The 856-nt window shown below is 63.0% G+C and carries 1 protein-coding gene; it reads left to right on the top strand.

The window, feature by feature from the left end; all coding sequences use genetic code 11:
• Nucleotides 1–90: 90 nt before the first annotated feature.
• Nucleotides 91–856: ISAs1 family transposase (locus NKJ90_RS33375; RefSeq protein ID WP_352487780.1), on the top strand; the 766-nt coding region annotated here is incomplete at its 3' end.

The following is an 856-nucleotide window of genomic DNA, read 5'->3' as shown; positions in this document are numbered from 1 at the left end:
GGCAGGGGAATCGCACATGAGTACAAAGGGACTCTTGTGTGGTGTGCGGAAATCGATTCTGAAAGGACCTCTGGATGATCGGAGGTCAGCATGGTGTTTCTGGATGTATTCGGCGAGGTTCCGGACCCTCGAGACTTGACCGCACAGCACCCGTTGCCGGAGATTTTGTTCGTAGCGCTTGCGGCGGTCCTTTGCGGTGCGACGCATTGCACGGAAATGGAGCTGTTTGCCAGGAATCGGCTCGACCTGTTGCGGCAGTTCATCCCGCTCGAGCGTGGCGCGCCCAGCCACGACACCTTCAGCCGGGTGCTGGCGGCCCTCGATCCTGTCGCCCTCAACGATGCGTTCATGCGCTTCATGGCCGCTTTCGGCGCACAGGCGCGCATCGATGCGCCGAAAGGCCAGATCGCCATCGACGGCAAGAGCCTCAGGCGCGCCTATGCCAAGGGCCTTTCGCATATGCCGCCGCTGGTGGTGACCGTCTTTGGCTGCGAGACCTTCATGAGCCTGGCCCAGACCGTGGCGCAGAAAGGCGGGGAGGTGCAGGCCGCGATCGCGGCGCTCGAATTGTTGTCGCTCAAGGGATTGACCGTCACCGCCGACGCCTTGCACTGCCATCGCCGCATGACCCAGACCATCCGCGACGGTGGCGGCCACTACGCGATCGCCATCAAGGCCAACCAGTCGAAGCTGGCCGCCGAAGCCAACACCGCACTCGACAAGGCAGCGGCGGGCAAAGCAACCAAGTTCCATCAGACCAAGGAGGATGCCCATGGCCGTCACGAGGTGCGGCGTGCCTTCGTCATTCCCTTTGTGCAGCCGCCGGGCAAGAATGCACTCGTCGACCTTTGCGCCG

Origin of the sequence: Mesorhizobium sp. M0051 (genome assembly GCF_040323235.1) — a bacterium.
Lineage (GTDB): Bacteria > Pseudomonadota > Alphaproteobacteria > Rhizobiales > Rhizobiaceae > Mesorhizobium.
Note: the sequence above shows the minus strand (reverse complement) of the source record. Positions and strands in the feature narration are given on the sequence as shown.